Genomic DNA, 26,658 nt, shown 5'->3' with positions numbered 1-26,658 from the left:
CTGAAAATCCGGGGCCGGGGAGGTAGAAAGGGACGCTTTCGCTCCCTAGGACCTAGCAGAAAAAATGAGTCGACTGTGGCTGAAGCGCAGAAAATTTCCATCCATTTAGTACGATCCCAAGATGATACGGCCGCTTTCGGAGTGGATTACCAAACCGAATGCGCCTCACAGCAGGAAGGCTAGTTTCGTCTGGCATAACCATAGGGAAGAACAAGATTTTTTGGTGCATCCGTAAAAACCTTCAAGAATTTAGATTTTCGCTATGGCACTGAAGCAGGATACGAGGCTGAGCAGTTTTGAAGGCGTGTGAAGAATAACCCGGTTGCTACCTCAGCAGCATTGGCTGGACAGGCATTCGTCGTTGCTTGACGCTTTGAGACCACAGCGTTTCTCTGTGTCATGAGAAAATCGGAGTAGTAATTCGATTGCTCCGTTACTGGCTTCTCCGACCAGACCTGATCGAAGTTTTTCATAAACAGCCACACCCTCAGGAGTCACCGTAATTGCGAGTGCCCGACCATCGCTCGCGTCTGGGACGCGTTGAACCAGCCTCTGCTTGCCAAGTGATAAGGGCTAGGTTTTGCCTAGCCCATGTCATTTTACCGTTACGGGGATGCTCCACCTTCTCTTCAGGCCGAATTAGCTTGAGCCGATTTTAGGACGTTACCGCCGCAGACTGCCTCTCTTTGCTCATAGCTGTCTTCATTTTGTCGAAATACTGCGTTTCCAGCATTCCCAGTGCTTTGAATGCTCTAACTCTCTTCGTTGGATCCTCAGAGTCAAGGTCTTCATCATTCCTTTTCAGCTCAGAGATTGCATGCTCGGAGAAGCCCTCCACGACTTCAGGCATCGACATAAGCATGCCTGCATCGTATTTATCTAGGGCCTTAGATGTGAAGTAAGATCGTACAGCGTGAGCTCTATCGGAAACTTTAGAACTCCATAGTAGTTTGGCCATTCCTACGCCTTGGCGTACGCCGCCCAGCATAATTTCGATAAATTGGATTAAGCCTACGTGACTGATCATAAACTCTGTAGCAGTTTCGTATTTTGTATCTTTCAGAATTTGTCGTAGTTGGCGATCGGCAGTTACAAAAAGGCATTTTTCTCCTTTTAGAACCTCAGTAACCAGTGTGGCTACTTGAATCGCATCATGTTCGATAAGTAATGGGGCCTTACCATATACCAATGACTGGGCGTAATACTTTTCCATAATAGAGTAAAGGTCTGCATAGACCTGACCCTTTGTAGCGGATGCAACTTCGAAACCCTGCTTGATTAGCCAGGTTTTCAGCTTCGCTTGAGTGTTGAATGGTGCGAACTTCTCGAGATACTCTGAGAAATTTATATCGACGCCGTTGTTTGTTACCCAGTTTGCGTAACCGGCCACGAACACATTTGTATTAGTCGAACCACTATAGATTACATCATTTATTGCAATCTTGTAAAAGTCTTCTCCTGCTTCACGATAGTAGGCTTCGGCTTTAGTTTTGTGGCTCATGATTTCATTAAGATAAACGTCTTGAACATAAAGCTTCAAGGTTACGGCTGCCGAGTCAGATGCCTGCTTGAGTCGCAATATTGCATCCTTATAAAGCTGAGTGTACGGATGTCCTTCAGCAATGATCGGCAATATAACGCTGGCGTCAAAATATATCTCTCGTGGTAATATCGCTTTGTTTAGCAATACTGAGCTCGGGGATTTAAAAGCAAGCTCAATTGCAAAGCTCACACGACCAAGCTCCGAAAGAATCTCAGCTTCTTCTACAGTAGGATGATTGAACAAATCTTGGCAGACACGTAGTAGTCTTTCTTTATCGTACGCAAAAATATCATGTGCACACTCGTTCATTAGGGACTCTACGGAAATTGCTTCCGGTACTCGTCCGGCAGAAAATGCGACGCCGAGGTCCCAGCCCCGATTGTTAATTATGCCGTCGAAAAAACGCTCTATAACGTTTCTCACGTTTCCAGGAATCTCCCATTTTTCCGAGACGAAAGCCCTGCCAACAGTGCTTTCAACCAACCTGGCCAGTGCGTCCTTGAGAGGGGCATCACCTTCGGAACTGTCGGTCCATATAATCGATCCATCGGGCTGGTACGAGCAAAGTCTAGAGTCGGCGAGAGATGCTACAGCGGTATCTACAAGATAAGACACGTCGTCGCTTTTCACGCCGAGACTTACTCGCATTTTTTCATATAAAGCAGATTTCTCTATAGATTTAGGAATACATTCTTGCAAAAAAGCGGAAATTACCCCTTCTGCCACTGCTTCTCGAAGCGCTCTCTGGGAGCCTGCATGGGAACGTGCATAGCATGCGGCGAGGAATTGCTTAGTGAAACTAAACGGAGATGGATTCTTTGGAATATTAACAACAGCAATTGGTTTGTTATTGAATTTTTCAAGAGCATCCCATAACTCTTTGTGATGCTCAGCAGAGCTATATCGTACAACGTCGATATTGAGGTTGTGTGCCTTTTGAATAAATTCAGATTCGATGTTATCTGGGAGGATTGCGAGATGGCGACCAGGCGTCGAGCTCCCAAATTTCTTTTCTAATTCGTTGAAAATGTGACGAATTGCAGGATCGTAAAAGGAAAAACCCAAAAAAAGAACGTTACGATGGGAGAAACAAGTTCTCAGAAGCTCAAGATAAGCCTCATCTTTTAAGAGGTTTTCGAACTGCTTATCTGATAATATAATGGCTTCTGGGTTTTCGACAGCACCATGAATCCTAGCAACGAAAAGATTTTTTTCCCACTGCGCTTGTTTGAATGACGAATCACCATATTTATAGTCTCTAGGAAACTTTTCCCTTGAGTGTCCGATAGCTTGCAGAATACTTTCGTCAAAGTTTGTAGTCAGGCAGCCTTTGAATGGAAGTTTAGCAACGTTTAATATCGCGCTATGGTCATATTTTGAAAGCGTATCAGAAATCAAACGATACTTGTCGCCGGTGTTCATTCCATCGCTAAGCATGAAATAATCAACGGCAGTTGTGAGCGCCCCTTTTTCAATTCTAGACACCATAATGTCTGCGGTACCTGAATCACGCGGGCGAATCCCAGAAGCAAGTATCTCGATCAAAGTCCTCCATGTAGGAAGTCCAGCCTTGACTGACACACCGGCCCCTGTAAATAGGACTGGCTCGTTAGAGGAGTCAAAAAATTTGGTTAAGGCTTCCAGCACTGCATCAGACATCTATAACGTTCCTTGAGTAATCTAGATTTTTTTCCAATTGATTTTCTGCGCGTGTACTTTTTATTTAAATATATTACAAATACAATATCAATCAAATAATGATGGCTTTCTGCCACAAAAAATAAATATAGTCATTGACAAGTCTGTATATTGCACAAAAAGGCAACGAGCGTTTTCCGGTATCTAATGTTTGCAGCAGTCGGAGGACGCAGCTACAAGGAGATGGCTAGGCTGGTGTAAGCAACAACATGATGTGATTGATGCGCGGTCTACGCGTTTCGTTATTTCTCAAAAATCTTCGGTTTACTCAATTGAGATCGCTCTCTTTTGTTCCTGGCCAGATCTCGAGATGGTTGTGCAAAATTCTCAGGGGCAAATTAGTGCTCAGAGAAATCGGTGGGATTGATCGCGTCTCAACTAGTTCTGGCCGCGTCGATACCTATCACGTGAGTAGTCCCTATTTTTGTAGATACTGAATAACCGAATTTGGCCGGTTTCTGCCCGTCGCAGACCGAGGTCAGCAGGGGATGACTGGGCCGCAGGGATGAAATGCGCTTTAATCGGACTTTAGCGTGCCCGCTTACATCGACTTGACCGAGATAACTTCCACAAACCTGAATTTTTTCTTGGCTAACTTTGTAGCTTCTTGCTCTGCAACTAGAGAACTGAGCGTATCGGCTTCATGTACGATCTCGTGCATCTTGCCTTCGAATTCATTCCCCACCCTCAGTGTGACTTTCAATCTGGGAGTAAAGGATTTTGAAAGTTTCTTTTTCTTCACTACCTTTGTCTGCTCCGCGATCACGATTTCCGGTGCAGTATCTTGCTCATGGGTGTCGATTACTGATGCAGGGGCCTCTGGCGCACCGAATAGCGCCCGACGCATTTCTTCTTCCGTCAGCTCTGTAGTCATACCATTTCTCGAGAGGGGGGCGTGTGTAGCGTTTTCGATTCTATCACTTCGGACAGAATCGGAAATAAGAAGGCTTGACGTGGTATCTGACTTGCCATAACCACTAAATCCGAACGTGCGTGAGTTTCTGCCCAGAGCGCTTGTTCGAATGCAGCCTTATTGACACTCATGCTTGTGTTGTCGCCGCTTCACATTTACGCTTTGCTCCGTCGCGGTCAATCCCGCGACCGGGTGTCGCAACCTGAATCGAAACCAAGGCGCGGTATGTGCCATATCGCACAGTCAGCACTTCAAGTGCTAGCTGCTGCTTTTCTATGGCGCACCGTGCAGGGCAGGCTTCGGCCTGGCCGGGTTCCTTGGTTTCCGGTTTGCGACCCCTGTACGGTGTGCCACCCATTCGTGTCGCAACGGTGGATGGCATTCCTTAATCAAACCAAGGAGATAAGGAAAATGGCATGTCCCCCTTTTAAGCTCGTGCGCCACCCCGGCCAAATGGTTCAGGCTGCAAACTATCTCGGAGGATTCCGTGATGTTTGATCTTTCGCTTCTCATCGGCCTCCCCAAACCCAACAGCATCGATACTTCAGTGCTTACCCCTGAAGATGCAGCGATTAAACTGCGGCAGGCTGCCACTCTCCGGCTTAACGGAGCCCAGAGTATTCTGCTTCATTTTCCGCAAGACGTTGAACTGGCAGTAGAGCTGCTGGATGACGCCGCAGTGTTGTACGATAGGGCGTTCCGGAATCTGACTGGCATCCCAGCTCAAAGCGTCCATCAACAGATCCATGAATATGTCTCTGTCCCGTCAATTGAAGGGGCTCCCGCGATCCAAACTCCTTGGGGCGATGAGTTCGCTCCGGTAATCAAGGAGGGCATTCGTTGCGCAGAGACTTGGCTTGAGGGCTCATCATTACCGTTATGGTGGGCGCTGTCTCAGAACCGAAAGCGTCATCGTCCAGGTGATCCACAAGAGGCATTTGAAGCAGGTTTTTTGCTGCGGTTGCAGCAGACGCTGATCATGCGACGTGAGGCCGTCACTTCCCAATCAACCCGCTTTGATGCCTGAGTCTGTAATTGACGTTTGAGATTTGCTTTTCCCGCCAAACCCTCCGATCAAGCGATCTTTGATCGCGCCGATCGGAGGGTTCACTCGCTTTTTCTCGAAGCCGCCGCGTTCCACCCTCCATGCTCAAATTTAATTCACACCACGCCTACTTTCACCATCAGTAATTCCCCACGATTTCCATCGAGCGCGACGTTATTCAGTTTGTGTGTCCGAATTTTATCGTTGGGCATGGATGTAGGTGTGGCGACAGCGGCGACGGCGGCGACAACCCACGTAGAACGTGGCCTGGAGCATGGCGACAAAAGCGGCGACAGTCGCCACTTTCTGAGCACTTCGGCCGTGACGCTTGACCGCCTTTTGTAGTGGGTATAAAAATTGGCGCACGGATCGCTGTCGTTGACAGCGCCTGCCCAGGTAGCCAGAACCTTTAAGGCTACGCCACTCGCGTGGTGGTTCTTCCCCAAGTGTGATTAGCGTCCGGCGGCTCGCACGGTCACTTCCCAAGAGTGATGGATGCCTACTCTACCAATCTGCCCACTGCGGCAGACGATGGACCTACCTCGCTGCATTGCAGCAACCTCACCTCTTGGCACACTTCGCTGCGCCAGACCTTGCCCGTCTCTTTCTCCTGGAAAGAGACGGGCGCTCGTACCACTGCTGCAAGCCACGTCGTACATGGCATTGCCGCAACTCTCCTCGTGACAATCGGCCTGACAAATTCGATTCGTCGCCATCCGCAACGACACAGACACCGGTGCCGCAGCCTACGGAAGGGCTGCACCTGACTGACAGTCAGGCATGCACCTGGTGTCCAGGTCTTTGCTTCCTCCCGCCCAGGATCTCCAGGTGCCGAACTCGTCAGTCGGCACAGCCTCCACCCGCCCGCATCTTCGGATGCGCCTAAGGAGGCCAGATCCTTGGGTTCATGCCCTCGCTCCCGGTCGTAAGGAGCCGCTCGTTCCGCGTCAGTGAACACCTCACAGGCCGCAGGGGCCTTGATCCCTGATAACACTCAACACCCGTGGCGGGGCTACGTGAGGACTACCAGCAATGAATGAGGAGAGGGCCCATGCAGCAGTTAGATCCGAAGCTTGAACTACCACAACCACCTCGACCGCTGATTGAGTCGAATCCCGTGGCCGAGCCTTATCCGGTCCAGGCACTGGGCGGGATTCTTGGGCCTGCGGTAGAGCGAATGGCCGAGGTCATCGGCGTGCCCCAGGCACTGGCCGCGCAATCAGTGTTGGCTGCCTCGGCGCTGGCCACTCAAGGTCATGCGGGCTTACAGCTCGACGGGAGAAATTATCCCCTGTCGCTGTATCTGATCACGGTGGCCGCGTCAGGTGATCGCAAGACCGCCGCAGACCGATGTGCATTGCTCCCAGCACGGCAATGGGAGCGTGAACAGTGGCAGCGCTATCGCGAACAACTTGCCCGGTACCGTGCCGCACAGCGACAGGCGCATCGTATCAGGCCTGGCGATCCTGAGCCCGCAAACGAAATGTCGCTCGAAGCGGAGCCCTCAGCCCCTAGACTGATCACCACCGACCCGACTATCGAGGCCCTGATCAAGGGGCTCTGTCATGACCTGCCTAGCATGGGGCTGTTCTGTGACGAGGGCGGACAATTCCTTGGCAGCAGCACCATGAGTCGGGACAACCGTTTGAAAGCGGTCACGACCTTGTCGTCGCTCTGGGACGGTAGCCCGATTGATCGTGCTCGCTCTATGGCAGGCGAAAGCCTACGAGCCTATGACCGACGCCTGAGCCTGCACCTGATGCTGCAACCGTATTTGGCCATGCAGTTACTCAGTGACCCGTTGCTGCAGGGGCAAGGCATTCTCGGTCGCTGCCTCATGACCTGGCCCACCAGCCTGGCCGGACAACGCAGTTACCAGGCTGTCGACTTGTCCAAAGACGCCGCCCTCAAGCGCTATCATCACCGCCTTTTGGCTCTGTTTTATCAACCTTGGTCACTTTCCGCTGACGGAGCCTTGCAGCTGTCAAAGCTGAGCCTCAGTCCGCTGGCGCGTCGTCGCTGGATTGATTTGCATGATGCTATCGAAGCTCAGCTGGGGGAGTTTGGCGAGCTGGCCAGCGTACGGCCCAGCGGATCAAAGGCCGCCGATAACCTGCTGCGCGTCGCCGGCATTCTTGCAGTTGTGGAGGAGAGCAGCGTCGTGGAGGTCGACCATATCCAACGGGCATCCGCTTTAGTCGGCTACTACCTCACCGAGATCCAGCGCCTGACCGAGCAGGAACCGGTGTGCCGGGTAAAGGAAGAGGCGGACCGGCTGTTGCGCTGGCTGCAGGTCAAGGATTGGAAGCGCTTCAGTATTCGAGATCTGAATCGCAACGGTCCCCGCTTTGCCCGCAAGAGCAGTCGTCATGTCGCAAAGCTGCTGGTCGAGTTGATTGATCATCAGTGGTTGATCTCCGACGGCCACACCTTCGAGGTGCGCCATGTTCAATCTTGATGAAGCGCTGCGCCACCATCTGGCTCAACGCCAAAAGGAGCCGAAACTGCGATTTGTCGCCGGTACTGTCGCCACTTTGTCGCCACGCTCAAAACCAGGCAGGACGAGGGTTGTCGCCGCTGTCGCCAGTGTCGCCACCACCCATAAAGCTATCGCCTCTACGACAGCCATTATTCAATGGTTGAAAGAGGAGGGTGCGCATCTTTACGTCACCGACAACACGCTGTGTTTTCGCCCGACTGATTGGGCTCAGTTCGCGATTGTAAGTGCGCACTGGCGAGCCCTTTTGCATGATCTCGCAGCAGCCGATCAGGAACAAAAAAATGGCTCGGGTCGGTAAGCGAGCAGGCCGCAATTTCGGCTTCGGTCGCCAGCTCAGCTATGCCGGACCGCAAGCACTGAAAGACCTGTTTGGCGACGGCCATTTTGCTACCGTCAAAGCCCATAGTGTTCGGTGGCAGGCCTTCGTGCGTTGGTGTCGATCCGAGGAAGGGCCGAGGGTCAACGACGCGCGCCAGATAGGCCGCGAGATACTCATGCGGTACGCCGTCCACGTGCGGGAGCAGGTTGATCAGGGCAACGTCGGCATTGCCACCGCGCAGAACCGACTGTCCAGCGTGAACCGAACGATGGCCGCGCTGCGCGGTGATCAGTACGTCAAAATCCCGACTCCGAGTAAGGCGCTGGGCTTGCAGCGTTCAGGTGTGCGTAATGAGGTCCCGCAAGGCCAAGACCGTGCGCAGGTCAAGTTGATCGCACGGGCACTCTCAGAACGTCAGCAGTCGAGGGTGAGCGCCATTGTGTACCTCGCCCGGGAGGCCGGTATGCGTCTGCGTGAAGCGATCTTGGCAGACTTGCCACGGCTGCAACGAGAGGCCCAACAACTGGGTAAAATCAACATCCAAGATGGCACCAAAGGCGGTCGGTCAGGGGCATCGGCACCGCGCTGGGTCGCGGTCACGGATCAAATCCTCGATGCCCTGAATACGGCCAGTGCTGTCTCACCCAGTGGCAGTCGGAACCTGTTGGCGAGCGATGAAAGTTACAAAGACTTCATGCGAGCAGTCGTGCGGCCTGCACGGGACCTCCTGCATGAGCATGGATTGAAAGGCTTTCATGAGCTGCGGGCGGCTTACGCCTGTGAGCGCTATGAGCAACTGACCGGCTTCCCAGCACCGGTAAATGGCGGTCGTGGTTATCGAGAGGATCGAGAATTCGATCAGCGAGCACGACAGCAGATCAGCCATGAGTTGGGGCATAACCGCATCGATGTGGTGAGTGCCTACATCGGAGGTCGGCGATGAAGTCTGAGTTCGATATGGCGTTGTTTCTGAGTCCCGTACTCAACGGTGCGCATGCCACGCGGCGGCGGCACATTAGACAAGCAGAAAGGATGTACGAGGTGATTCGTGAGCGCTGGGGTTGCGCGACTCCCTGGTCCTGGAGGGAAAAGCACGTGAGATGGTTTTTGGAAGACTATCTGCGTTGCTCAGCACCAGCGACCGTGTACTACTTTGAGTTAACAGCAGGGTTGATCTGCCGCAGAAAGGCGCAAATCGTGGTTGGCTGATAGATCTTTTAAGCGTAAGCCCCTGAGTATGGGAATGCGGAGCCTTCCCATACTCAGGGGCTTTGACTAAGGAGCGCAGGCGTACGAGAAATTTGGGGATAGTCGTGAAGTCTGTCGCCATGCTGTACTACGCGGTTACACGGTTTTTCGCCGGTGCTACCGGCCTCAGGATACTCCGCGTATCGGTACGACGTTGAGGTCTCTGGTGTGTTTGATCGCGGCTGCCGACAGGCTGCCGGTAGCCGCCTTCTGGATATGTTCACTCCACCAAGCCATCATCGGACGCCGGCGTTCAATATAATCCGCCCGGTTGTAGGCGCTTCGAACCTCGTCTTTATCGACATGCGCCAACGCGACTTCGATTAGTTCCGAATCCCACCCATGCTCGTTCAGGATTGTGCTGGCCATTGAGCGCATGCCGTGGCTGACCAAGCGGTCCTGAAAGCCCATGCGCTTCAACGCCATGTTGGCTGTCTGGCTATTGGCGTGAGTACGTGGGTTTCGGTCTGCCGGGAAGACATACTCTCGATGACCACTATGGGATTTGAGTATTTCCAGCAATGCAATGGCTTGATCGCTTAACGGGATGCTGTGTGGGCGTCGCTTTTTCATCCGCTCCGGAGGAATGGTCCAGACACGCCTTTCGAAATCGAGGTCTGCCCAGCGAGTAGTCGCCGCTTCAGCAGGGCGAGTCATGGTATGCAACTGCCATTCGATAAGGCAGCGGGTCGTGCGTTTGATACTGGCGTTTGCGAGTTCCAGCATGAGCTCGGGTAGCTCTTCGGGCGGGAGCGCGGCCATGTTTTCTTTCTTGGGTTTCTTGAATACCGCCCGGATGCCACTCAGTGGGTTGGCGAAGATCAGGCCGGAGTTCACGCCGTAGGTCATGATCTCGTTAAGCCGCTGACTAAGGCGCTTAACCGTCTCCAGGCTGCCTTTCGCTTCGATTGGACGAAGCAGCTCGATCACCATCGGCGCGGTGATTTTCGCGAGTGGTGTCGTCTTCAAATCGGGGAACACATGCAGCGTGAGCGATCGCCAAATATCCTCGGCGTAGGCCGGCGTGACCGAGTCTTTCTTAAGCTCGAACCAGGCAGTGGCTACGTTCTCGAAAGTGTGTTCCGTTTCTGCGCGCTTGGCCTCATTTAGCGTATCGCGCTGCACTTTCGGATCGATGCCCTGGGCGAGCAGCTCCCGTGCTTGCACTGCCATCTTTCGGGCGTTCGCCAACGAAAGCTCTGGGTAGGTACCCAAGCCCATGTTAATTCGGTTTTTAGTCACCGGTTCACGGTAGTTGAAATTCCACAGCAGAGAGCCGTTGCTGCGTACACGGAGTTGCAAACCGTCCCCGTCGGTGAGGACGTAATCCTTGGACGCGGGTTTGACTCCCTTGAGCTGTCGATCGGAGAGGCGGAGAGTTTGAGCAGTCATGAGATTTCCCTCAGGCACTGATTTGGTATTCCAAAGATTAGCACTGTAGGGGCTGGAATACCGTTTGGAATACCAAAACTTCTGGAACTCCAAGAAGCTACAAAGACCGTAATAGCCGCTAAAGCCCTGTATTTGCTGGGTTTTAGACACAAAAAAAGACGTCCGTGGACGTCTTTAGATGATGAAGTGGTGGAGCCGGGGGGATTTGAACCCCCGTCCGCCAGTACTCTGCTGTCGGTACTACATGCGTAGCCGTTTCTATTAAGTTAACCCTCAGCGACCCGAAGGGCAGGGTGCTTTGGGCGAGTTGTGTAAGTTTTAGCCGCTTCGTCCACAACGTACTGCACGGCGATTCTGTTCTATATGACAATCACTTTGGGTTTACAGACATCCCCTGATGATTGCTGGACCCGAAGGTACCAGGAGGGAAGGGCTAAGGCTGCTTACGCAGCGAGAGCGTATTCCCCGTAGGTTTCGTCATTGGCAACTATAGAAAGTTGCAACAGTGGATTTACGAGTTCTGTTACCAACTCGGCATGCACCTAAAGGTTCGCAACCGGCGTCGAATCCTAAACGGCCCCGTGCTTGTTGCTCGATGTGATCGTGAGCGACAAGCCTGTGCAGTGTACGTCAAACGGCCACAGAAGGCCAACCCGAAAGGTTGGCCTTGAGCGGTTGGTGGGATTGAGTCGGGTCAGTGGGCCCGGGCTTCGGTGACGCGGTCCACCAGGTAGACCAGCCCGTGGTAATCGATGCCGCCGTGTTGGGTCAGGCCGATTTCACAGGTGCGGCTGGTGGAGATGCCTTCGCTGCAGTACTGCACGGCGTCCTTGAGGGAGCGCAGTGAGTGAGCGTTGAGTTCCGGGGTGGTGAAGCCTTTGTCGCCGGCAAACCCACAACAGTGGATGCCTTCGGGGATTACCACGTTATTGCTACAGCGCCGGGCCAGGTCGATCAGGGCCTGGCTTTCGCCCAGGTGCTGGGTGCTGCAGGTGACATGTACTGCAATCGGTGCATCCTGGGGGGTGAAGTCCAGGCGGTCCATCAGGTGGGTGCGGATAAAACGTACCGGGTCGTAGAGGTCCAGGCGCGTTTGCCCAAGGTCCTGGACCAGGCGCAGGGTACATGGGCTGGTGTCGCAGTAGATGGGGTCGAGGCCGCCACGGCTGGCGTGGAGCAGGGCGCCGATCAGTTCCTGGCGTTTGTGCTCGGCCTGCTCTGCGTAGCCTTTGGAGGCGAAGGGCTGGCCGCAGCACAGGCTGTCGGGATTGTCCGGGATGACGACCTGATAACCGGCTTTTTCCAGCAGGCCTCGGGTTTTGTCGTACAGCGACATCTGCTCTTTATCCCCAGCAGCCGGGCCCATTGCCCGCGATACACAGGCCGCGAGGTAGACCACTCGGGGGCGCTCGTCATTGACGGCCGGGCTGAAGCGGATGGCTTTTTCCGGCTGGGGCATGGCGTTGTTCCACTGCGGTATTTGCCCTTTGGACAGGCGGGTTACCGTGGCCGAGAGTTTCGCCAGGCGGGGCGCACCGAGCAGCATGCGGGCGCCGTTGGCTACATGCAGGGTAAAGCGTGCACCTTGCAGCGCGGTGGAGAAATGGCCGGCCAGCCACTCGGCGGTTTTCGTACTGCTCGCTTCGCGGCTGCGCAGTTTTTTCACCAGGTCGCCGGTATTGATGCCTACCGGGCAGCGCTGGGCGCACAACCCTGTTGCGGCACAGGTGTCGATGCCTTGGTAGTGATAGGCCGCTTCCAGTTCAGTGGTATCGATACCGGCGCGTTTGCGCGCCTGGATATCGCGCCAGATCACGATGCGCTGGCGCGGGCTCAGGGTCAGGCCCTTGGATGGGCACACCGGCTCGCAGAAGCCGCACTCGATGCACTTATCCACAATCTCGTCGGCCGCCGGCAGCGGCTTGAGGTGCTTGAGGTGGATTTGCGGGTCTTCGCTCAACACCACGTCCGGGTTGAGAATACCGTTGGGGTCGAGCAGGCGCTTGAGCTGCCACATCAACTGGTAGGCATCGCTGCCCCATTCCAGTTCGACAAAAGGCGCCATATTGCGACCGGTGCCGTGCTCGGCCTTCAGCGAACCGCCGAATTCCACGGCCACCAGTTGCGCTACGTCATCCATGAACGCTTGATAGCGTGTGACTTCTTGCGCGCTGTTGAAGCCTTGGGTGAAGACAAAGTGCAGATTACCTTCCAGGGCGTGTCCGAAAAGGATGGCTTCGTCGTAGTGATGTTTGTCGAACAGCTCGATCAAGCGGTTCACACCAATGGCCAGTTGCTCCACCGGGAAGGTCACGTCTTCGATGATCACCGTGGTGCCGGTTTTGCGTACGGCGCCGACGGCGGGGAAAGTGTCCTTGCGGATCGCCCATAGGCGCGCGTTTTCCACCGGGTCTTCGGTGAAGTCGACTTGCTTCTCGACTGGGAAACTGGCCAGCGATGCCATGATCAGCGCCAGTTGCTCATGCAGCAATGAGGACGAAGCCGCGCGGGATTCGATCAATAGCGCGCAGGCACCTTCCGATAGCTGTTGTACGAAAGCGGGCATGCCGGGTTTGTCCTGCACCGAACGCATACTGCGTCGGTCCAGCAGCTCGACCGCTGAGACGGGCTGGGTTTTCAGCACCGTCACCGCGTTGCAGCAGGTTTCCACATCGGGGAACACGATCAGGGCCGAAGCCTTGTTCGGGTGATCGATCACCGTGTCGTAGGTGACTGCGCTGATGAACCCCAGGGTGCCTTCGGAACCCACGAGCAAGTGGCTGAGGATATCCAGCGGCTCGTCGAAATCCACCAGGGCGTTGAGTGACAGGCCGGTGGTGTTTTTCAGACGGTATTTGTGGCGGATTTTTGCAGCCAGTTCAGCATTGGCCCGGGTCTCGCGGCCCAGGGTGGCCAAACGTTCAAGCAGTGCGCCGTGTTGCTGGCGGAACGCTGCGACGCTGGCGGCATCTTCAGTATCCAGGCGGCTACCGTCGGCCAGTACCAGGCGAATCCCCGCCAGGGTGTGATAGGTGTTTTGCGCGGTGCCGCAGCACATGCCGCTGGCATTGTTGGCGACAATTCCGCCAATTTTGCAGGCGTTGATTGACGCAGGGTCCGGACCGATCTTACGTCCGAACGGCGCAAGCCAGGCGTTGGCCTGGGCCCCAATCACCCCGGGTTGCAGGCGGATCTGCGTACCCTGGCCACGAATCTCGCGCCCGTTCCAGTTATCGCCGAGCACGATCAGCACTGAATCGCTGATCGCCTGGCCGGAGAGGCTGGTACCGGCTGCGCGAAAGGTCACTGGCACGCGGTCGCGTTGCGCCAGTTGCAGCAGTTCGACTACCTCATCTTCCGATTCGACGCGGATCACCAGTTGTGGGATCAGTCGGTAAAAACTGGCATCGGTACCGAAGGCCAGGGTGGAAAGAGGGTCGTCGAAGCGCCGATCTTTCGGGATCAGTCGTGCGACAGCATCAAGGAACGCGATGGGTAGGCTCATGGTGCCTCCAGGATCAGCAGCACCCAGTCTGAGGAGCCTAGGCGCCACGGCTCAGCAGACTGGGTTGTGAATAGCTGACGCCGCAAGGCGGCTGCGGCGTCGGTTCTTACGGTATTGCCTGTGGTCTTAATGCACCAGCATGCCGGTGAACCAGTACGCCTGGGCGTAGGTGATCAGGCCGACAATCGTAGCGAAAAACAGGCTGTGCTTGAGGGTAAAACGGAACAGGTCGGATTCCTTGCCCACCAGGCCGGTCGCGGCGCAGGCCACGGCGATCGATTGCGGGGAAATCATCTTGCCGGTCACGCCGCCACTGGTGTTCGCCGCTACCAGCAGGGTATCGCTGACGCCGATCTGGTGCGCGGTGGTGGCTTGCAGGGAGCTGAACAGGGCATTGGACGAGGTATCGGAACCGGTGAGGAACACGCCCAGCCAACCAAGGAACGGCGAGAAGAACGGGAATGCCGCGCCGGTGCCGGCCAATACCAGCGCCATGGTCGAAGACATGCCGGAGTAGTTGGTGACGAATGCGAACGCCAGCACCATACCGATGGACAGGATTGGCCAGCGCAACTCGTAGAACGTCTCTTTCAAAGTGGTCAGACCAGTTCTGACGTTGATTTTCAGCACCAGCATGGAGAGCAATGCGGAGAAGAAAATCGCCGTGCCCGTGGCGGAAATCGGGTCCAGCTTGAACACCGCCGAGATGGCCGTCGGGTTGGTGACGATGGGCGCAACCTTGACCACCATCTGGTCCAGGTGCGGAATCGCAAAGTTGAACACCCAGCTGTACATCGACCCGCCGGCGGCGAACATGGCCTTGAACGGCTTGAGGGTCCAGATGGTGACCAGCACGGTCAGGATCAGGAACGGCGACCAGGCTTTGAAAATTTCCATCAGGCTGTAAGGCGAAGCCACGGAAGTGCGTGGTTGGCCGAAACCGCCGACGCTGCCGGTGACCGAAACGCTGGACGTGGCGCCAGCAATCTGGGCACCCGCAGTGCGCTTGGGCTGCCAGACTTTCAGGAACAGGGTCAGGGAAATCAGGCTGGCCAGGGCCGAGGTGATATCCGGCAGTTCCGGGCCGATGAAGTTGGAGGTGAGGTACTGGGTGATGGCAAAGCTCAAGCCAGCCACCAGTGCTGCAGGCCAGGTTTCCTTGACGCCGCGCAAGCCGTCCATCATGAACACCAGCCAGAACGGCACGAACAGCGACAGCAGCGGCAGTTGGCGGCCGGTCATGGCGCCGATCTTGAAGGCGTCGATACCGGTGACCTGGCCGGCCACGATGATCGGGATCCCCAGGGCGCCGAACGCCACGGGTGCGGTGTTGGCAATCAAGCACAGGCCGGCGGCGTACAGTGGGTTGAAGCCCAGTCCTACCAGCAGCGCGGCAGTAATCGCCACGGGTGCGCCGAAACCGGCGGCACCTTCCAGGAACGCGCCGAAGCAGAAGCCGATCAGCAGCACTTGCAGGCGCTGGTCATCGGTAATCGACAGCACGGAGCTGCGGATCACTTCGAACTGGCCACTTTTGACCGTCAGTTTGTAGAGGAATACCGCGGCGACGATGATCCAGGCGATTGGCCACAGGCCGTAGGCAAAGCCATAGCCGGCAGCGGCGAGTGCCATATCGACCGGCATCTGGAAGGCGAAGATCGCCACCAGGATCGACAGCGCCAGGGTGATGCTCCCGGCAACATGGCCTTTAAGGCGAAATACCGCCAGGGCCAGGAAGAAAAATACGATAGGAATGACGGCGGCCAGTGCGGACAGGCCAAGGCTGCCGAGTGGGCTGTAGAGCTGTTGCCAGGTTTGCATATGGGGTGGCCCCTAATTGTTGTTGGTCATGCATGCTCAGCTGATCTGGGTAATTGGTAATACCAATTTACAATCGCTGATGGCTAGGGTAAGAGCCTTCGGGGTGATGTGTCAATTTGCCGCCTGAGAAACTTTGGTCGCGTGTCGGCGGGCGTAGGGTCTGATCGGTGTAATCAAAGGGGTTCTGATAGGTGCCGCCGGCGCGGCAATAGGCCAGAATAGAGGGCCCGGCGAGTGGCCGGGATCGTGGAGAGTCAGTTATGGCGTTTGATCAGGTGCGTCAGCGCCGTTTGTCCGACGATATTGTCGAGCAGCTTGAGGGGATGATCCTTGAGGGCACGTTGAAGTCGGGCGAGCGATTGCCAGCCGAGCGCGCACTGGCTGAACAGTTCGGTGTGTCGCGCCCGTCGCTGCGCGAGGCGATCCAGAAGCTGGCAGCCAAGGGGTTGCTGGTCAGTCGTCAGGGCGGCGGCAATTATGTGGTGGAGACGCTGGGTTCAACCTTCAGCGATCCATTGCTGCATTTGTTGGAAAGCAATCCCGAGGCCCAGCGCGATCTGTTGGAGTTTCGCCAGACGCTCGAAGCCTCTTGTGCGTATTACGCCGCCTTGCGCGCCACCGAAGTGGACCGGGAACGGCTGACCGCAGCTTTTGACGCGTTGCAGGATTGCTACACGCGTGATGATGAAGTGAGTCGCATTGAAGAGGGGGCGGCCGATGCCAGGTTTCACTTGGCTATCGCTGAGGCCAGCCACAACGCGGTATTGCTGCACACCATTCGCGGCTTGTTTGATTTGCTCAAGCGCAACGTGGTGACCAATATCGGCGGCATGTACCAGCAACGCACCGAAACCCGCGACATGCTGATCAACCAGCACCGGGATTTATACCTGGCGATTATTGAAGGGCGGGCGGAACAGGCACGGGAAGTTTCAACACGTCACCTGCTGTATGTGCAGGAGGTGTTGGAGGAGGTGCGTCAGGAAGTGCAGCGCATGGCTCGGGCGGAGCGGCGCAAGGGCATGTAGCCTGCCATTGCGGCGCAGGGAGTCGTCCCTACGCCGCGCGGGCTCGCATCAAGGGGCGGGGAAGATCAGTCTTCCTTGCCCTTGTTGCGTACGGCACGCTGCAATTCCCGATTGGAGTCGCGCTCGCGCTCGGTATCGCGCTTGTCGTATTCCTTCTTGCCCTTGCCCAGTGCGATCTCGCACTTGACCAGGTGCTTGCTCCAGTACCACGACAGGCAAACGCAGGCATAACCCTTCTGCTGCACGGCAGCGGCAAGCTTTTCCAGTTCGCGGGCATTGAGCAGCAGCTTGCGCGTACGCACCGGGTCGGCAATCACGTGGGTACTGGCGGTCATCAGCGGCGTGATATGACTGCCGAGCAGCCAGGCCTCGCCATCCTTGAGCAGCACGTAACTGTCGACCAGTTGCAACTTGCTGGCGCGCAGACTTTTTACTTCCCAGCCGGCCAGGACCAGACCAGCCTCGAACCGATGTTCGATGAAGTAATCGTGTCGCGCCTTTTTGTTCTGCGCGATGGTCCCTGTTGGGTGTTTCTTTTGTTTAGCCATAGGGGCGGCATTATAGGGAGTTGCGAGCGTGTCGGCTACGGTCAACCTGCGTGCTTGAGCGTGTTGGATGAATCCCGGACAATACAGGCTGTTCTCTGATTTTTTTCTCTCGCGAATCGGGCAGTCTTTTCGCGATGTTTGCCGCTCAGCTTCGGAAATAACGCTCCCATGACGACGCATATTCAACGCTCGGCCCTGTTGCCTTACCCGGCACAAGCGCTCTATGACCTGGTCAACGACGTGGCGAGCTACCCGGATTTCCTGCCCTGGTGCTCCTCGTCCACGGTGCTGGAGAGCAGCGATGAGCATATGCGTGCGAGTCTGGAAGTGTCCAAGGGCGGGCTTGGCCAAAAATTTGTGACCAGCAATGTGCTGGTTCCTGGCCGGTCCATCGAGATGAATCTGGAAGAAGGGCCATTCACTCAACTGCACGGTGTCTGGGTATTCAAGCCATTGGGGGAGAAGGCGTGCAAGATCAGCCTGGACCTGACGTTTGATTATGCAGGCTCCATAGTGCGGGCAACGTTGGGCCCACTGTTCAACCAGGCGGCGAATACCCTGGTGGATGCGTTTTGCCAGCGAGCCAAGCAACTGCATGGCTGAGCCGCTGATCGAGATTGAAGTGGTCTACGCCGCTGTAGACCGCCAACGGCTGTTGAACCTGGCCGTTGCGCCGGGTACGAGCCTGCGGGCGGCGGTGTTGGCCTCAGGCATTGCGGCACAGTTTCCTGAGGTGGATGTGGCTAATTGCCCTTTGGGGATTTTCGGCAAGGTCGTGGCGGATGCGCAAACCCGCAGCGTGCAGGTCGGCGATCGCATTGAAATTTATCGCCCTTTGCTGGCGGATCCCAAAGAGGTGAGGCGCTTGCGAGCGGCAAAAGCGGCCGAGGCTCGGCGGCAAAATCCGTGACCTGTGAAATAGCAGGCAACAAAAAGCCCGGCATGCCGGGCTTTTTGTTGAACAATGAAAATTATTGCGGGCCAGTATCCAGCGGCTCTGGTGTTGGCACCGGAACGGTTTCCACGCTGTCGATGTCTTTCTGGATCGTATCCAGCAAAGAACCTGGCTTGGCCGGCACTTCGGACTTGGGCTTCTCGCCGTTCTGCACAGGAGCAGTGACGTTGGTGCCGTTATCCTTGCCTAGCAGGGCTTCATCGCGGCTCACGCCAGGCATGAAGTCACCGGAAAGGCTGACGAGCTGGTCGTTGCCATTAAAGATGACACTGACGCGCTCCTGTTGGCGCTCCCCGCCCCCAGGCTGCAGGCTATAGAGATAATCCCAGCGATCGGCATGGAATGTGTCGGTCAGCAGGGGATTGCCCATGATAAACCGTACTTGCCGTCGGGTCATTCCCGGACGTAACTGGTCTATCATGTCCTGCGTGACGACATTGCCCTGCTGGATGTCGATTTTGTAAACCCCGGGGAATGAACAACCGGCGAGTGCGAGCAGTCCCACAAGGGTGAAACTGGTTAGCAAGAGCTTGGTGTTTTGCATCGGTGGGCGACTTCCACTATCTTGGCTGGGACAACGTAAACGCCGATCATACCCGTATTAAGAGAAGCTGCGAAGCAGCATCCGCGAGAAAGCTAACCATGGTTGAAAATAGCGAACTACGCAAAGCCGGTCTTAAAGTGACTCTGCCACGAGTCAAGATTCTACAAATGCTCGATTCCGCCGAGCAGCGCCACATGAGTGCCGAGGATGTCTACAAGGCGCTGATGGAGTCTAACGAGGACGTCGGCCTGGCCACGGTTTACCGTGTACTGACCCAGTTTGAAGCCGCAGGGCTGGTGGTTCGTCATAATTTCGACGGCGGTCATGCAGTTTTTGAACTGGCTGACGGTGGTCATCACGACCACATGGTTGACCTGGATACCAATGAGGTTATCGAGTTCACCAGTCCCGAAATCGAAGCGCTGCAGCACAAGATTGCTGAGGAGCACGGATTCGATTTGGTGGACCATAATCTGGTTCTGTACATACGTAAGAAAAAGTAAGAAAGCTACGCAGATTCACTCTGCGAAACGATCGAAGGCGACCCTAGGGTCGCCTTCGTGCTGTCTGTCGCCAGAAAATCCCGGAAAGAACGGGATCAAACCTTTGCCGTTACCACCATCTTTTTCGCATGAGCCAGGGACTCCTTGGTCAGATCGATGCCGCCGAGCATGCGCGCGACTTCTTCCACCCGCTCGGTCTTGTTCAGCTTGGACACGGCGGTATGCGTCGCATCGCTGCCCCGCACCTTATGCACGAATAGATGCTGATGCCCCTGGGCTGCCACCTGTGGCAAGTGGGTAACCGTCAAGACTTGCCCACGCTCGCCGAGGCGGCGCAGCAATTGGCCGACAATTTCTGCAGTCGGCCCGCCGATCCCCACGTCCACTTCGTCGAATACCAATGTTGGTACGCGTGAGGTCTGGGCGGTAATGACCTGAATCGCCAGGCTGATCCGTGACAGTTCGCCGCCGGACGCCACCTTGGCCAGTGCCTTGAGGGGTTGACCAGGGTTGGCGCTCACCAGTAGTTCGACCTGCTCCAGGCCGTTGGGCTGCAGTTCATTGCCGCTATTGGTGTGCAACTCGATGGTGAAGCGCCCGCCGGGCATGCCCAGGCGTTGGATTTCCTGTTCCACGGCGCAGGCCAGTCCGGTTGCCGCATGATGTCGCAGGTCGCTCAACTCCCGGGCCTTTTCCTGGTAGTGGCGGGCGAAGGAGGCCAGTTCATCGCCCAGGCGCTCGATGGATTCATCATTGGCATTCAGGGTTTCGATCTCGTCCAGCAGTTTTTGCTGCATGGCTGCGACTTCGGTCGGCTGGATACGGTGTTTGCGTGCCAGGGTATAAATAGTGTCGAGGCGTTCTTCGATCTCTTGCAGGCGTGCCGGGTCGGCATCGAAGTGGTCGAGGAAGCGGTTCAGCTCGCCAACGGCTTCTTCTACCTGGATTTGTGCGCTGGTCAGCAGGGTGGTGGCTTCATTCAATGATCCAGAGCCGCTGTTCACGCTCGACAGGCGGTTAAGGCTTGCTGTCAGTGCATTCAGCACATTGCCGGAGTCACTTTCGCTGCATTGCTCGACAACCTGGCGGCAAATGCCCAGCAGTGTCTCGGCATTGGTCAGGTTCTTGTGCTCCTGCTCCAGCTGTTCCAGCTCGGTTTCGCCCAGGCCCAGGCTTTCCAGCTCTTCCAACTGATAGCTGAGAAGCTGGTGGCGGGCACGTTGTTCGTCTCCGGAATTGGACAGCCGTTCCAGCTCCTGGCGGGTCTGGCGCCAGCGTTGTGCGGCCAGTTGTACCTGGCGCGCCAGGTCGGTCGCGCCGGCGTATTCGTCCAGCAGTCGCCGATGGGTGTCGGTTTTGAGCAAGGACTGGTGTTCGTGTTGGCTATGGATGTCGATCAGCAGTTCGCCAAGGGCTTTCAAATCACCGAGTGGGCAGGGCGTGCCATTGATGTAGCCGCGGGAGCGGCCTTCGGCGGTAATTACCCGGCGCAGGATGCACGGGCCATCGTTGTCAAGGTCGCGTTCGGCGAGCCAGGCGCTGGCCTCCGGGATGTCGGCCAGATCAAAGGTTGCCAGGATGTCGGCCTTGTCTGCGCCGGGGCGAACCACGCCACTGTCGGCGCGGTCGCCCAGGGTCAGGCCCAGTGCGTCGAGCATGATCGACTTGCCGGCGCCGGTTTCGCCTGTGATTACGCTCATCCCGCGATCCAGTTCAAGATCCAGATGCTCGACGATGGCGTAGTTATGTACGGACAGGTGAACCAGCATGACGGCTGCTCCCAGGCTTTAGGTCTGGTTATTTATACAGTGTTTTGTTCTGGGCTGACAATCCTGCGGCTTAGCTCAATTTGCTTGGGTAGTAGTTTTTTTTAGTGCGATGAGGAATGAGTGGAAAGTATGAGTCGGGACATGTCGGCCCTTGAACCTGGAAATTGTGGCCCCATATACCGGAACAGAAGCGCGAGTCGAGTTCGCGCAGGATTTAGAAAGGAGAGAACTATGGCTGACGAACAGACGCTGGATACGCAAAACCCAGACGCCAACCAGGCCTCGCAGGCAGCGGGTGAAGACCTGGCGGCTCGTGTGCAAGTGCTCGAAGAGCAGTTGGTAGGCGCTCAGGATCAGGCTTTGCGTGTTGCTGCCGATCTGCAGAACGTCCGCCGCCGCGCCGAGCAGGATGTAGAGAAAGCCCACAAGTTCGCGCTGGAAAAGTTTGCCGGTGATCTGTTGCCGATCATCGACAGCCTGGAGCGTGGCCTTGAGTTGTCCAACCCGGACGACGAAAACATCCGCGCCATGCGCGAGGGGATCGAACTGACCCTGAAAATGTTCCAGGACACCCTGAAGCGTTATCAGTTGGAAGCCATCGATCCGCAAGGCGGTGAGCCGTTCAACGCTGAACATCACCAGGCCATGGCGATGCAGGAAAGTGCAGATCTTGAGCCCAATAGTGTGTTGAAAGTGTTCCAGAAGGGTTACTTGCTCAATGGTCGCTTGTTGCGCCCTGCGATGGTCGTGGTGAGCAAGGCTCCTGCACCTGTTGCACCGTCGATTGACGAGCAGGCTTGAAATCCTTCGTAACGACCCCATTTATAAGTCAAGTGTTTAAGTCTGTCGCAGTCAGCCACCACTGCTGCGGCAACCAAATTCAAGTTTCGGGAGAGTAAATCATGGGCAAAATTATCGGTATCGACCTGGGGACCACCAACTCCTGCGTCTCCGTCATGGAAAACGGCAAAGCCAAAGTTATCGAAAACGCCGAAGGCGCGCGTACCACGCCGTCGATCATTGCATACGCCAACGACGGTGAAATCCTCGTTGGTCAGTCGGCCAAGCGTCAGGCTGTAACCAACCCGCACAACACCCTGTACGCGGTGAAACGTCTGATCGGTCGTAAGTTCGACGAAGAAGTCGTACAAAAAGACATCAAGATGGTGCCTTACAAAATCGCCAAGGCTGACAACGGTGACGCCTGGGTTGAAGTAAACGGCAACAAGATGTCTGCACCGCAGATCTCGGCTGAAGTCTTGAAAAAGATGAAGAAAACTGCCGAAGACTACCTCGGTGAAGCAGTGACTGAAGCGGTGATCACCGTTCCTGCCTACTTCAACGACAGCCAGCGTCAAGCGACCAAAGACGCCGGCCGCATTGCGGGCCTGGACGTAAAACGCATCATCAACGAACCAACCGCAGCCGCTCTGGCCTACGGTATGGATAAGGCCAAGGGCGATCACACTGTGATCGTTTATGACCTGGGTGGCGGCACCTTCGACGTTTCTGTGATCGAAATCGCTGAAGTCGACGGTGAGCACCAGTTCGAAGTGTTGGCCACCAACGGTGACACGTTCCTGGGCGGTGAAGACTTTGACATTCGTCTGATCGACTACCTCGTCGACGAATTCAAGAAAGAAAGCGGCATGAACCTCAAGGGTGATCCGCTGGCCATGCAGCGCCTGAAAGAAGCTGCTGAAAAAGCGAAGATCGAGCTGTCGTCGAGCATGTCGACTGACGTGAACCTGCCGTACATCACAGCAGATGCCACCGGCCCTAAGCACTTGAACGTGAAGATCTCGCGCGCCAAGCTCGAATCCCTGGTTGAAGACCTGGTTCAGCGCACCATCGAACCTTGCCGTACCGCTTTGAAAGATGCCGGTATCGACGTGGGTGCGATCAACGACGTGATTCTGGTCGGTGGTCAGACTCGTATGCCGTTGGTACAGCAGAAAGTGACCGAGTTCTTCGGTAAAGAAGCGCGTAAAGACGTGAACCCGGACGAAGCGGTTGCCATGGGTGCTGCTATCCAGGGTGCGGTATTGGCCGGCGACGTGAAAGACGTGTTGCTGCTGGACGTCAGCCCGCTGACCCTGGGTATCGAAACCATGGGCGGCGTGATGACTGCGCTGATCGAGAAAAACACCACGATTCCTACCAAGAAATCGCAAGTGTTCTCGACTGCCGATGACAACCAAGGCGCTGTGACCATTCACGTGCTGCAAGGTGAGCGTAAGCAGGCTGCTCAGAACAAGTCCCTGGGCAAGTTCGACCTGGCCGATATTCCACCAGCACCACGTGGCGTGCCACAAATCGAAGTGACCTTCGACATCGATGCCAACGGTATCTTGCACGTCGGCGCGAAAGACAAGGCTACCGGCAAGGAGCAGAAGATCACGATCAAGGCCAACTCCGGTCTGTCTGATGAAGAAATTCAACAGATGATTCGTGATGCTGAAACCAATGCCGAGGCCGACAAGAAGTTTGAAGAGCTGGCCGCTGCCCGCAACCAGGGTGATGCGCTGGTTCACTCGACGCGCAAAATGATCGTTGATGCTGGCGAAAAAGTGACTGCTGAAGAGAAGACCGCAATCGAAGCAGCCGTGGTTGCCCTGGAAGCCGCCGTCAAAGGCGACGACAAGGCCACCATCGAAGCCAAGGTTGAGGAGTTGTCGAAAGTCTCCGCGCCGGTTGCTCAGAAGATGTACGCCGAGCAGGCTCCGCAAGGTGATGGCGCTGCGCAACAGGCAGAGCCTGAAGCCAAGCACGACGACGTTGTCGATGCCGAGTTCGAAGAAGTCAAAGAAGGCCATAAGAAGTAACTTGGTCGCCCGGTTGACCGCTATCAAGCGGTGACTGGTAGGATGTCGCCGCGCGGGAGCTTGCTCCCGCGTTGGCGTGTCTGGGGTACGCGAATTTTTACAGCATGCGACAAGGGTCGGATGCTGGCGGTGTGATCGGGAATGCTCCTGCTTTGCGATCGACAGTCACCGCGTTTTTAGCTGGGTCTCGGCTGAGAGCAGTAAAGACCAGGATCGTTGAATTTGACGTGAGTTGGGTCCGGGCCTGTATTGGGGCTCAACGAGTTTGGCAAGCTCAGGAGGGTTTTGCTGAACGTCCTTAAGAGTGCAAAGACTTATGGCAAAGCGTGACTATTACGAAGTGTTGGGTGTGGAGCGCGGCTCCAGCGAGGCGGACCTGAAGAAGGCCTACCGTCGTCTGGCGATGAAGCACCACCCGGACCGTAATCCGGATAACAAAGAATCCGAAGAAATGTTCAAAGAGGCCAATGAGGCCTACGAATGCCTGTGTGATCCGAACAAGCGCGCGGCCTACGACCAGTACGGCCACGCCGGTGTCGATCCGAGCATGGGCGGCGGCGGTGCCGGTTTTGGCGGCCAGAACTTCTCCGATATCTTCGGCGACGTGTTCAGCGACTTCTTCGGTGGCGGTCGTGGTGGTCAGCGTGGCGGTGCCCAGCGTGGTAGCGACTTGCGCTACACCCTGGAGCTGAACCTGGAAGAGGCTGTGCGCGGCACTAGCGTCAACATCCGCGTGCCGACGCTGGTCAATTGCAAGCCGTGCGACGGCTCGGGTGCCAAGAAAGGCTCTTCGCCGATTACGTGCCCAACCTGTGGTGGTATTGGCCAGGTACGCATGCAGCAGGGGTTTTTCTCTGTTCAGCAAACCTGTCCGCGCTGCCATGGTCAGGGCAAGATCATTTCCGATCCGTGCGACTCCTGTCACGGCGAAGGGCGTGTCGAAGAGTACAAGACCCTGTCGGTGAAAGTGCCGGCAGGTGTCGATACCGGCGACCGTATCCGTTTGTCGGGTGAAGGTGAGGCAGGTACGCAGGGTGGTCCGACGGGCGATCTGTACGTGGTGATCAATGTGCGCGAGCACTCGATCTTCCAGCGCGACGGCAAGCACCTGTTCTGTGAAGTGCCGATCAGCTTTGTCGATGCTGCCCTGGGTGGCGAGCTGGAGATTCCGACCCTCGATGGTCGCGTCAAGCTGAAGATCCCTGAGGGGACGCAGACCGGCAAGCAGTTCCGCATCCGTGGCAAAGGCGTTGCGCCAGTGCGTGGCGGTGGGGCGGGCGACTTGATGTGCCGTGTGGCTGTCGAGACTCCGGTCAACCTGGATCGTCGTCAGCGTGAGTTGCTCGAAGAGTTCCGCAGCTCCCTGGACGGTGATGGCTCCCATTCGCCCAAGACCGCTGGCTGGTTTGAAGGCGTGAAGCGCTTCTTCGGCGACCTGTAAGGACGTGGATATGCGACGTATAGCAGTGATGGGCGCCGCCGGGCGCATGGGCAAGAACCTGGTGGAGGCGGTGCAGCAACGCTCGCCTCTGTCGGGGTTGACGGCGGCAATCGTGCGTCCGGGCAGTACGCTGATCGGTGCCGATGCCGGTGAGCTGGCTTCGCTGGGGCGGATCGGTGTGGCGTTGTCTGGCAGCCTGGAGCAAGTGGCTGATGAATTTGATGTATTGATCGACTTCACCCTGCCCGAGGTGATGCTGAAAAACCTGGCGTTCTGCCGCAAGGCGGGCAAGGCCATGGTTATTGGTACCACTGGCCTGAATGCCGAGCAAAAGCAATTGCTTGTCGCGGCGGGCAAGGATATTCCGATCGTGTTTGCCGCCAACTTCAGTGTGGGCGTCAACCTGTCGCTGAAGTTGCTCGACATGGCTGCACGGGTACTGGGTGATGACGCGGACATCGAGATCATCGAGGCGCATCACCGCCACAAAGTGGATGCGCCATCGGGTACTGCCATGCGCATGGGCGAAGTGATTGCCGATGCCCTGGGGCGCGACCTGTCGAAAGTCGCGGTATATGGCCGCGAAGGCCATACCGGTGCGCGCGAGCGTGAAACCATTGGCTTTGCCACGGTGCGCGGTGGTGACGTGGTGGGTGATCACACGGTGCTGTTTGCTGCCGAAGGCGAGCGCCTGGAAATCACTCACAAGGCCTCCAGCCGCATGACCTTCGCCAAGGGCGCGGTGCGTGCGGCATTGTGGCTGGAGGGGCGCGAAGCGGGCCTCTATGACATGCAAGACGTGCTGGATCTGCGTTAATCAGTAGCAAAAACGGGCCCTGGGTATTACTCTAGGGCCCCGTTTTTACCCGCTAAGCGACGTCCTGTCGCATTCTCCTGCCTTTTAGGCTCTTTAGCGGTGGACCAAAAAAGCCTTTTTCTGTAAGCTACAGCTTTAGTGTGTCCACTAAAAGCGCGCAGAATAATTCAGTGAAGAAGCGGGGTGACGTGTCCATACGTCACTCCGCTTTTTTACAACCTGCGATCGCCCTTTCAGGCTTTAT

The 26,658-nt window shown here is 56.2% G+C and carries 21 protein-coding genes and 1 other RNA gene; 13 read left to right on the top strand and 9 right to left on the bottom strand.

Annotated features, from left to right (window positions below):
- Positions 1-655 precede the first annotated feature (655 nt).
- Together FJD34_RS24080 and FJD34_RS24075 are read right to left on the bottom strand one after the other, a co-directional pair.
- Positions 656-3,202 carry an SIR2 family protein gene (locus FJD34_RS24080; protein ID WP_090292947.1) on the bottom strand — a complete coding sequence of 849 codons (2,547 nt, stop codon included), beginning with the start codon at positions 3,200-3,202 and terminating at the stop codon, positions 656-658.
- Positions 3,203-3,782: 580 nt separating this feature from the next.
- A complete protein-coding gene (locus FJD34_RS24075; protein ID WP_065950574.1) occupies positions 3,783-4,115 on the bottom strand; it encodes a hypothetical protein in 333 nt (110 codons plus the stop codon).
- A gap of 529 nt (positions 4,116-4,644) precedes the next feature.
- Between FJD34_RS24075 and FJD34_RS24070 the strand changes: the two genes are divergently transcribed.
- The 5 genes from FJD34_RS24070 to FJD34_RS28545 all read left to right on the top strand — a co-directional run bounded on the left by FJD34_RS24070 (position 4,645) and on the right by FJD34_RS28545 (position 9,227).
- Positions 4,645-5,181: a LasR-specific antiactivator QslA gene (locus FJD34_RS24070; RefSeq protein ID WP_090292949.1), complete on the top strand. Its 537-nt coding sequence runs from the start codon at positions 4,645-4,647 to the stop codon at positions 5,179-5,181.
- 1,069 nt (positions 5,182-6,250) lie between these two features.
- The gene (locus FJD34_RS24060; protein WP_090292950.1) at positions 6,251-7,657 is read left to right on the top strand and encodes a YfjI family protein; all 1,407 of its coding nucleotides are present in this window, start codon (positions 6,251-6,253) and stop codon (positions 7,655-7,657) included.
- Positions 7,644-7,997, top strand: coding sequence for a hypothetical protein (locus FJD34_RS24055; RefSeq protein ID WP_090292952.1), 354 nt, complete (start codon positions 7,644-7,646; stop codon positions 7,995-7,997). Before FJD34_RS24060 ends, FJD34_RS24055 begins: the two co-directional genes overlap by 14 nt.
- On the top strand, positions 7,981-8,961 hold the full coding sequence (locus FJD34_RS24050) for an integrase domain-containing protein (protein ID WP_090292953.1): 981 nt from the start codon (positions 7,981-7,983) through the stop codon (positions 8,959-8,961). Before FJD34_RS24055 ends, FJD34_RS24050 begins: the two co-directional genes overlap by 17 nt.
- Positions 8,958-9,227, top strand: coding sequence for a hypothetical protein (locus FJD34_RS28545; RefSeq protein ID WP_090292955.1), 270 nt, complete (start codon positions 8,958-8,960; stop codon positions 9,225-9,227). Before FJD34_RS24050 ends, FJD34_RS28545 begins: the two co-directional genes overlap by 4 nt.
- Before the next feature lie 165 nt (positions 9,228-9,392).
- Here the strand turns inward: FJD34_RS28545 and FJD34_RS24040 are convergent, their stop codons facing one another.
- The 4 genes from FJD34_RS24040 to FJD34_RS24025 form a co-directional block, all read right to left on the bottom strand.
- Positions 9,393-10,658: an integrase domain-containing protein gene (locus tag FJD34_RS24040; RefSeq protein WP_090292956.1), complete on the bottom strand. Its 1,266-nt coding sequence runs from the start codon at positions 10,656-10,658 to the stop codon at positions 9,393-9,395.
- Positions 10,659-10,845: 187 nt separating this feature from the next.
- Positions 10,846-11,239: a transfer-messenger RNA gene (ssrA, locus tag FJD34_RS24035) on the bottom strand.
- Positions 11,240-11,352: 113 nt separating this feature from the next.
- Entirely contained in the window at positions 11,353-14,163 is a 2,811-nt protein-coding gene (locus FJD34_RS24030; protein WP_090292958.1) for an FAD-binding and (Fe-S)-binding domain-containing protein, read from the bottom strand.
- Between the two features lie 126 nt (positions 14,164-14,289).
- Entirely contained in the window at positions 14,290-15,984 is a 1,695-nt protein-coding gene (locus FJD34_RS24025) for a lactate permease LctP family transporter (RefSeq protein ID WP_090292960.1), read from the bottom strand.
- 260 nt (positions 15,985-16,244) lie between these two features.
- Here FJD34_RS24025 and FJD34_RS24020 point away from each other — a divergent pair, with 260 nt between their 5' ends.
- Positions 16,245-17,012 carry an FCD domain-containing protein gene (locus FJD34_RS24020; protein WP_032862889.1) on the top strand — a complete coding sequence of 256 codons (768 nt, stop codon included), beginning with the start codon at positions 16,245-16,247 and terminating at the stop codon, positions 17,010-17,012.
- Positions 17,013-17,077: 65 nt separating this feature from the next.
- Here the strand turns inward: FJD34_RS24020 and smpB are convergent, their stop codons facing one another.
- Positions 17,078-17,560 carry an SsrA-binding protein SmpB gene (gene smpB, locus FJD34_RS24015; RefSeq protein WP_029299012.1) on the bottom strand — a complete coding sequence of 161 codons (483 nt, stop codon included), beginning with the start codon at positions 17,558-17,560 and terminating at the stop codon, positions 17,078-17,080.
- Between the two features lie 168 nt (positions 17,561-17,728).
- On the opposite strand from smpB, the gene FJD34_RS24010 reads away from it, so the two are divergent.
- Positions 17,729-18,163: a type II toxin-antitoxin system RatA family toxin gene (locus tag FJD34_RS24010; RefSeq protein ID WP_032862891.1), complete on the top strand. Its 435-nt coding sequence runs from the start codon at positions 17,729-17,731 to the stop codon at positions 18,161-18,163.
- A complete protein-coding gene (locus tag FJD34_RS24005) occupies positions 18,156-18,470 on the top strand; it encodes an RnfH family protein (RefSeq protein WP_032862892.1) in 315 nt (104 codons plus the stop codon). The genes FJD34_RS24010 and FJD34_RS24005 overlap by 8 nt, the downstream gene beginning before the upstream one ends.
- A 61-nt stretch (positions 18,471-18,531) precedes the next feature.
- Here the strand turns inward: FJD34_RS24005 and FJD34_RS24000 are convergent, their stop codons facing one another.
- Positions 18,532-19,059, bottom strand: a complete 528-nt coding sequence (locus FJD34_RS24000; protein ID WP_032862893.1) for an outer membrane protein assembly factor BamE — start codon at positions 19,057-19,059, stop codon at positions 18,532-18,534.
- 98 nt (positions 19,060-19,157) lie between these two features.
- Here FJD34_RS24000 and fur point away from each other — a divergent pair, with 98 nt between their 5' ends.
- Positions 19,158-19,562, top strand: coding sequence for a ferric iron uptake transcriptional regulator (gene fur / locus FJD34_RS23995; protein WP_003194220.1), 405 nt, complete (start codon positions 19,158-19,160; stop codon positions 19,560-19,562).
- A gap of 95 nt (positions 19,563-19,657) precedes the next feature.
- On the opposite strand, the gene recN is transcribed toward fur, so the two are convergent.
- A complete protein-coding gene (gene recN / locus FJD34_RS23990; RefSeq protein ID WP_065942931.1) occupies positions 19,658-21,331 on the bottom strand; it encodes a DNA repair protein RecN in 1,674 nt (557 codons plus the stop codon).
- 231 nt (positions 21,332-21,562) lie between these two features.
- On the opposite strand from recN, the gene grpE reads away from it, so the two are divergent.
- The 4 genes from grpE to dapB all read left to right on the top strand — a co-directional run bounded on the left by grpE (position 21,563) and on the right by dapB (position 26,414).
- On the top strand, positions 21,563-22,132 hold the full coding sequence (gene grpE / locus FJD34_RS23985) for a nucleotide exchange factor GrpE (protein WP_032862896.1): 570 nt from the start codon (positions 21,563-21,565) through the stop codon (positions 22,130-22,132).
- Between the two features lie 101 nt (positions 22,133-22,233).
- Positions 22,234-24,156: a molecular chaperone DnaK gene (gene dnaK, locus FJD34_RS23980; protein ID WP_090292961.1), complete on the top strand. Its 1,923-nt coding sequence runs from the start codon at positions 22,234-22,236 to the stop codon at positions 24,154-24,156.
- Positions 24,157-24,472: 316 nt separating this feature from the next.
- On the top strand, positions 24,473-25,597 hold the full coding sequence (gene dnaJ, locus FJD34_RS23975) for a molecular chaperone DnaJ (RefSeq protein WP_032862898.1): 1,125 nt from the start codon (positions 24,473-24,475) through the stop codon (positions 25,595-25,597).
- A gap of 10 nt (positions 25,598-25,607) precedes the next feature.
- Complete coding sequence (gene dapB / locus FJD34_RS23970) at positions 25,608-26,414, top strand: 4-hydroxy-tetrahydrodipicolinate reductase (protein WP_032862899.1); 807 nt, start codon at positions 25,608-25,610, stop codon at positions 26,412-26,414.
- Positions 26,415-26,658 lie beyond the last annotated feature (244 nt).

This window comes from Pseudomonas brenneri (genome assembly GCF_007858285.1).
Lineage (GTDB): Bacteria > Pseudomonadota > Gammaproteobacteria > Pseudomonadales > Pseudomonadaceae > Aquipseudomonas > Aquipseudomonas brenneri.
Note: the sequence above shows the minus strand (reverse complement) of the source record. Positions and strands in the feature narration are given on the sequence as shown.

What these genes read in the sequence shown, in the direction of transcription:
- FJD34_RS24080 (WP_090292947.1), bottom strand. Translation starts at nt 3,202, where the DNA reads ATGTCTGATGCAGTGCTGGAAGCCTTAACCAAATTTTTTGACTCCTCT.
- FJD34_RS24075 (WP_065950574.1), bottom strand. Translation starts at nt 4,115, where the DNA reads ATGACTACAGAGCTGACGGAAGAAGAAATGCGTCGGGCGCTATTCGGT.
- FJD34_RS24070 (WP_090292949.1), top strand. Translation starts at nt 4,645, where the DNA reads ATGTTTGATCTTTCGCTTCTCATCGGCCTCCCCAAACCCAACAGCATC.
- FJD34_RS24060 (WP_090292950.1), top strand. Translation starts at nt 6,251, where the DNA reads ATGCAGCAGTTAGATCCGAAGCTTGAACTACCACAACCACCTCGACCG.
- FJD34_RS24055 (WP_090292952.1), top strand. Translation starts at nt 7,644, where the DNA reads ATGTTCAATCTTGATGAAGCGCTGCGCCACCATCTGGCTCAACGCCAA.
- FJD34_RS24050 (WP_090292953.1), top strand. Translation starts at nt 7,981, where the DNA reads ATGGCTCGGGTCGGTAAGCGAGCAGGCCGCAATTTCGGCTTCGGTCGC.
- FJD34_RS28545 (WP_090292955.1), top strand. Translation starts at nt 8,958, where the DNA reads ATGAAGTCTGAGTTCGATATGGCGTTGTTTCTGAGTCCCGTACTCAAC.
- FJD34_RS24040 (WP_090292956.1), bottom strand. Translation starts at nt 10,658, where the DNA reads ATGACTGCTCAAACTCTCCGCCTCTCCGATCGACAGCTCAAGGGAGTC.
- FJD34_RS24030 (WP_090292958.1), bottom strand. Translation starts at nt 14,163, where the DNA reads ATGAGCCTACCCATCGCGTTCCTTGATGCTGTCGCACGACTGATCCCG.
- FJD34_RS24025 (WP_090292960.1), bottom strand. Translation starts at nt 15,984, where the DNA reads ATGCAAACCTGGCAACAGCTCTACAGCCCACTCGGCAGCCTTGGCCTG.
- FJD34_RS24020 (WP_032862889.1), top strand. Translation starts at nt 16,245, where the DNA reads ATGGCGTTTGATCAGGTGCGTCAGCGCCGTTTGTCCGACGATATTGTC.
- smpB (WP_029299012.1), bottom strand. Translation starts at nt 17,560, where the DNA reads ATGGCTAAACAAAAGAAACACCCAACAGGGACCATCGCGCAGAACAAA.
- FJD34_RS24010 (WP_032862891.1), top strand. Translation starts at nt 17,729, where the DNA reads ATGACGACGCATATTCAACGCTCGGCCCTGTTGCCTTACCCGGCACAA.
- FJD34_RS24005 (WP_032862892.1), top strand. Translation starts at nt 18,156, where the DNA reads ATGGCTGAGCCGCTGATCGAGATTGAAGTGGTCTACGCCGCTGTAGAC.
- FJD34_RS24000 (WP_032862893.1), bottom strand. Translation starts at nt 19,059, where the DNA reads ATGCAAAACACCAAGCTCTTGCTAACCAGTTTCACCCTTGTGGGACTG.
- fur (WP_003194220.1), top strand. Translation starts at nt 19,158, where the DNA reads ATGGTTGAAAATAGCGAACTACGCAAAGCCGGTCTTAAAGTGACTCTG.
- recN (WP_065942931.1), bottom strand. Translation starts at nt 21,331, where the DNA reads ATGCTGGTTCACCTGTCCGTACATAACTACGCCATCGTCGAGCATCTG.
- grpE (WP_032862896.1), top strand. Translation starts at nt 21,563, where the DNA reads ATGGCTGACGAACAGACGCTGGATACGCAAAACCCAGACGCCAACCAG.
- dnaK (WP_090292961.1), top strand. Translation starts at nt 22,234, where the DNA reads ATGGGCAAAATTATCGGTATCGACCTGGGGACCACCAACTCCTGCGTC.
- dnaJ (WP_032862898.1), top strand. Translation starts at nt 24,473, where the DNA reads ATGGCAAAGCGTGACTATTACGAAGTGTTGGGTGTGGAGCGCGGCTCC.
- dapB (WP_032862899.1), top strand. Translation starts at nt 25,608, where the DNA reads ATGCGACGTATAGCAGTGATGGGCGCCGCCGGGCGCATGGGCAAGAAC.